Genomic DNA, 6000 nt, shown 5'->3' with positions numbered 1-6000 from the left:
TTATAACCTCCTATTTGTCGTGTCAAAAAACTTGTTCATTTAGAAATAATTTCATATAAATATATGAATAAAAAATAAAAAGACCGTCTACTGAAATGATTTTAAAAATCATTTCAGAGACAGCCCCTTTCTTAATTTATTTAATAAAACAAATTTTACTATTTTTATATTAACAGCACTATATTATAAAATTTTAGGGGTTATTATATTATCTTTATAGTTTTATATTAAACATCTGTAAAATTTATTTGTATTATCTATTTACAAATTTACCTGCTGATTGTCCTGCTATACGTCCAAACACAACGAAATCAGTAACAGCAGTTCCTCCAATTCTATTTCCACCATGAACTCCACCAGCTACTTCACCTGCTGCGAATAATCCTGGTATTACTGTATCTTCTTTAGAAATAACTTCTGCATTTGTATTTATTTCAACTCCACCCATTGTGTGATGTACACCTGGTGCAATTTTTATAGCATAGAAAGGTCCTACTGATATATTTTTTTCCATCCCAGTATTTCTTCCAAATTCAGCATCATTTTGATTAGCTACAGCTTCATTCCATGTATTTACTGTAGAGACTAATGTAGCTTCATCTAATCCTAATTCTTTAGCTAAATCTTCTATTGTATCTGCTTGAACAACTATATTATTTTCAACATATTTTTCTATAGCACTTAAGCTATCTCTTAATTGTTGATCAAAGATAGTATATGCATATCCATCTTCTTGCTCTATTATAGATGCTGAAACAACATCTCTAGTAAGTAATTCATTACCGAATCTCTTGGCATCTTTATTGACTAATATAGCTCCACCACCACGAACTGACTCAGTTATTAATAAACTAGTTGTTTGTTCAACTGTTGGGTGAATTTGAATTTGTTCTATGTCAACTAAGTTCGCACCTACAGCTTCGGCCATAGTTATACCATCACCAGTAGCTCCTGGAGTATTAGTAGTTACGAATCCTTTTAATTCCGGTCTATATTGAGTATACATATCTTCATTAGCACCAAATCCACCAGTTGCTAAGATAACAGCTTGTGCATTTATAGTATAATTTTTATCTTTACCTTCAGCCTTAATTCCAGCTACAGCATTATCAGCTGTTAATATCTCTTTAGCTTCAGTATTGTATATTATTTCTATGCCTTGCTCTTCTACATTTTTAATTAATGCATCAACTATAAAACTTCCAACAGGTTCTCCACCTTCTGGTCTATGTATACGCTTATTAGTTGCTCCACCTGAGAAAGATAATTCAGGTAATGGCGCTCCTATTTCTTCTAACCACTCTATAGCATCAGATGACTCTTCAGCCATTTTAGTTACTAATTCACGGTTGTTAAGTTCGTATCCACCCTTCATAGTGTCTTCAACAAAAACTTCAACACTATCTTCAACGCCATATGCTTCTTGCACATCTGTCTCAGCAGCATTCATTCCACCTGTAGCTTTTACTGAGTTACCACCAGCCATAGCCATCTTTTCAACTATAACTACATTTAAACCTGCAGCCTTTGCTTCTAAAGCAGCTGTCATACCAGCTCCACCAGCTCCTACAACTACACAATCCACATTTAAAGTCTCTTCAGTCTTTTCTGTAGCTGAACCTTCTTGTGATACTAAAGTTGAAGCATCTATTCCAGCACTAGCAAATGCTGCTGTAACAGCTTCAATAACAGCATTACTAGTTACGGTTGCACCTGAAACTATGTCAACATTAGCAATTTGTTTTGCTAACATATCTTGTGGCATACTTTCAATTGCTACTCCCCCTATAGTTGGAGTTTCTTTATCTCCTACAACAACTATTTCTTCAATTTTAGAATCTGATAATTTAATAGTTGCCTTAATTTCTCCACCGAATCCTTTAGCTGTACCTTCATATGTACCAGCTACAAAAGTATTATTAGCATTACTATTCTTGTTTTCATTATTACCGCATGCTACAAATGTTAATGCCATTGCACACGCTAAAAAAACAGATAAAAATTTCTTTTTCATTTTATCTCTCCCCTAACAATATATTGATATTTTTTTATCATACACGTTTAAGTATAGAGATAAATTCTATATAAATTCTGACTAAATTCTTAAAATTTGTTAAGAATTATCACTTTCTATATTATAAAATTCTATTTTTACCGTTGTTCCTAAACCTCTAGTGCTTTCAATCTGTATTGTTCCATTAATTTTTTTCAATAATTCTACTACTATACTTAATCCTAACCCATTACCATTATTTCCTTTAGACGTATAAAGAGGCTCAAATATTTTATTTTTTGCTTCATCTTCAATACCTTCCCCATTATCATTAACAATTAAAATAGCCTTATTGTCCTCTAAATAGTATTTAACTTGTATAACTCCACCACTACTTTCCATAGCCTGGTATGCATTAGTGCATATATTTAAGATTATTTGTTTTAATTCTCTTCTATTGCCATATATATAAATTGATTTATCTAAAATTAAATTATCTATTTGTATATTAGGTGGTACTATAGTTTTTAAGATATTTAGTATTTTTTTTATTTCCTCAGTACTATTAAACCACTCAGTAGTTTCTTCCCCACCTTCTTTTGAGTACATTAATATATTTTTAGATAACTCTAAACAGTTATCTGCTGCTAATTTAATTTCTTTTAAATCATCTATAGCCTCATTATTATCTTTTAGGCTATTCATTAATAGTTCATTATAAATAAAAATTGGTGTTAATAAATTTTTGAATTCATGGGCTATTGTACTAGCCATCATTCCTAAAGTATGTATACTATTAATCTTACTTAACTTTTCTTCATGCTTTCTAAGCATATTAGTAGTCTTATTTATTTCTTCTGAATATTTTAGTTCTAATATAATTTTTTCTTGTTGATTTTTCATCTTAATAATAAAAACTATAAAGCTGACTATTAATACTAATAAGATAACTCCTAATCCTATTATGAAATAAAATATTTTATCTAAAGGACGTGCTATTTCATCATAAGATGTAATAGCGCTTATAACCCACCTATGTTCCCCTATATCTACAGGGGCATATCCAATTATCTTCTTTACTTGTTTTATTTCATCTTCTCCCCACCAATAGGACTTTACTATATCACTACCTGTCTTACCACTTAATTGATTAGTAACTAATCTATCTATTCCAGCTGGATCTAATTGTGGATACTTCTCTTGTCTATCTTTTAGTGAATCTAGTCCTATCTGCTTCTTATCTCCATGCATTAATATGGCTCCAGACCTATCTTTTAATGTACAATAACCATATTCACCGACTTGTATTTCCCCTAAAGTTTCCTTATAAACTTCATCTAATAAATATTCTACTAGTACAGCTCCTTGAATTTTGTATTTTGAGAAAATAGGTTTTATTATCTGTATCACATAGTTATTCTCTTTAGTAAATACCACAGGTCCAATTTCGCATTCTTTTAATTCATCTTTATTTATATTATATTTATCAAATAGCTCATAAGGTATATAACTTAGCTTTCCTTCATAATCACTATTATTTTCATTTATATATAGTATCTTATTTCCTATGTAATCTTCTATATCTATTCCCTGTTCTAATAAATCATCATCTATTTGAAATACACCATTTAAATAATCTATTTTTTCATCAAAATATGTCTTTAAATTATTAGCTGAAATCTTTGCTATAGAAATCATCTCATCACTTCTTAAAGCTATTAAGGTATTCCTTTGATTGATATATATCATCCAGATAACAATCATTATTGTTAATATTACAATTCCATATATCCATATAATACTTTTATACCTAAACTTTCTTTTTTCTAACATATCTTTACCTCTTGAAGTAATATTCTATATTCGCTTATAATGAGTTATATATTATAAAAGTCAAATAATTAACAATTATATCATAGTTATATATTAATTTTTTACATCTATTAAATTAATATAGTTTATTTAGAAAGGACATTTAATGTTTAAAGAACACGTACTTTTAATTGATGATGATCTATTAATCCAAAAAGCTTTAAGAACAGCCTTAGCTAGGGAGCAAATAAATACAACAGCAACAACTTCAGGTAATGAAGCCTTACTTCTATTAAAGAAATATTCATACGATACAATAATAATAGATTTAGTTATGCCTGATATAGACGGCTTTGAACTTATACGTCAAATAAGAAATAACAATATTTTCACTCCAATAATAATTCTTAGTGGTAAAGAAGAAGAACATAATAAGATATTAGGGTTAGGCTTAGGAGCTGATGATTATCTAACAAAACCTTTCAGTATTAATTTATTAGTTTCAAAAATTAAAGCTTTTTATAGGCGTTCTAATATGTATCAAAAAACTATTAATCCTGATTTAACCATTGGCCCTTTTAGATTTTGTCAAAATAACTTTCAAATATTTAAAAATAATATACCTCTTGATTTAACGGCAAAAGAGGTTCTTTTCCTTAAATTTTTATTAGAAAATCCAAATAAAGTTTTTTCAAAGGAACAATTATACGAAACAATTTGGAATAATACCACAATAGATGATAATACTATTATGGTTTATATAAAAAGACTTAGAGATAAAATAGAAGATAATCCCAAAGCCCCTAAATTCTTAAAGACTGTCTGGGGACTTGGATATAAATTAGAAATTCAATAATTAAATAAAGTGCGAAGCACTTTGGTGAAAAATTTGACTTCGTCAAAGGGGAAAATGTCACTGACGTGACAGTGAAAATATTGCCTATAGAAATAGTGAAAAGTGTCTACATTAGTACCTTTCACTTTAACTTAAGTTAACTTTTCCCCGCTACGCTAGTAGCCTTTTCACTTCGACGAAGTCGACCTTTCACCTGTGAGCTCCGCGAACAATTTCTTTCATTTACTCTCTATATTTTAATTAGTAAATTTACTTTATCTTTTCTGCTTCTGGATATTCTACACCTTTTGTATCTACTCTTATTTCTTCAATAACAATAGTATTTACTGGAGTTGATTTTTCTCCTGTAGCTTTATTCTTTTCTACTTCAGCTTTATTTATAGCCTCAACAACATCTAACCCATTTATAACCTTACCAAATGCTGCATATTGCCCATCTAAACTTGGAGCGTCTGCTGCCATTATAAAGAATTGGCTTCCCGCTGAATCTGGATTTTGAGCTCTTGCCATAGATAAAACTCCTGTAGTGTGCTTTAAGTCATTAGCCTCATATCCATTTCCAGAAAATTCACCTTTTATACTATAGCCAGGTCCTCCTGTTCCATCACCCTTTGGATCTCCACCTTGATTCATAAAACCTTCTACTACTCTATGAAAAGTTAATCCATCATAAAATCCTGAATTAGCTAACTCAATAAAGTTATTTACAGTATTAGGTGCTTTATCTGGATACAGTTCCGCTTCTATTGTTCCAAAATCCTTAACCTTTATAGTAGCTATTGGTAAATTTTCTGGTCTTTCTACTTGAGTAGTAGAATTATCACTTGAATTATTATTTTCTGTTTTAACATTGCTGTTTCCACAACCAACCATAGCCACTGACATAACTATAGCTAATGCTGATATCATTATCTTTTTAATTTTTTTCATCATAATTCCTCCTTAAGAATCTCACTTATATTCTAACAGTGTAATCAATTTTAATAAATAATTAATATGTAAATTTTGTATAAAATAATTAAACGAGGCCAAATGATTTTAATCTAGTAATTAATACATAGATATATCAATTTATAGCCTCGTTTTATTATTTACACATATTTAATCTAAAGGTTCTCCATCAAAGCTCTTATATGCAGGAGAATTTTTATCATTTCCTACATTATCTTGATCTTGATGTAGTTTTTGTCTTCTAGCTCCTTTTTGCATAGGATTACTTGTATTTGAGTTCTTATCCCAACGGTCTTTTTTCATATTTCACACTCCCTTCAATCTATATCTTTTGTCTTATTGTTTATATTAATTCATTTTTTTATAACTTTGACCATTAGCAAATTAT

At 29.6% G+C, this 6000-nt stretch carries 5 protein-coding genes; 1 reads left to right on the top strand and 4 read right to left on the bottom strand.

The features are described 5' to 3' along the window. Window positions 1–253 precede the first annotated feature (253 nt). Window positions 254–2014 (bottom strand): flavocytochrome c, encoded by a 1761-nt coding sequence (locus tag ARA56_RS10595; RefSeq protein ID WP_055266510.1) that lies wholly within the window; start codon window positions 2012–2014, stop codon window positions 254–256. 99 nt (window positions 2015–2113) lie between these two features. After that, complete coding sequence (locus tag ARA56_RS10590) at window positions 2114–3826, bottom strand: sensor histidine kinase (protein ID WP_055266508.1); 1713 nt, start codon at window positions 3824–3826, stop codon at window positions 2114–2116. Window positions 3827–3971: 145 nt separating this feature from the next. Between ARA56_RS10590 and ARA56_RS10585 the strand changes: the two genes are divergently transcribed. After that, window positions 3972–4661: a response regulator transcription factor gene (locus ARA56_RS10585; protein ID WP_055266506.1), complete on the top strand. Its 690-nt coding sequence runs from the start codon at window positions 3972–3974 to the stop codon at window positions 4659–4661. 249 nt (window positions 4662–4910) lie between these two features. On the opposite strand, the gene ARA56_RS10580 is transcribed toward ARA56_RS10585, so the two are convergent. After that, window positions 4911–5591 (bottom strand): peptidylprolyl isomerase, encoded by a 681-nt coding sequence (locus tag ARA56_RS10580; protein WP_055266504.1) that lies wholly within the window; start codon window positions 5589–5591, stop codon window positions 4911–4913. A 171-nt stretch (window positions 5592–5762) separates the two neighbouring features. Beyond that, window positions 5763–5870: a clostri-philic family protein gene (locus ARA56_RS16810; protein WP_423230667.1), complete on the bottom strand. Its 108-nt coding sequence runs from the start codon at window positions 5868–5870 to the stop codon at window positions 5763–5765. Window positions 5871–6000 lie beyond the last annotated feature (130 nt).

It is taken from the genome of Clostridium disporicum (assembly GCF_001405015.1).
GTDB lineage: Bacteria > Bacillota > Clostridia > Clostridiales > Clostridiaceae > Clostridium > Clostridium disporicum_B.
Note: the sequence above shows the minus strand (reverse complement) of the source record. Positions and strands in the feature narration are given on the sequence as shown.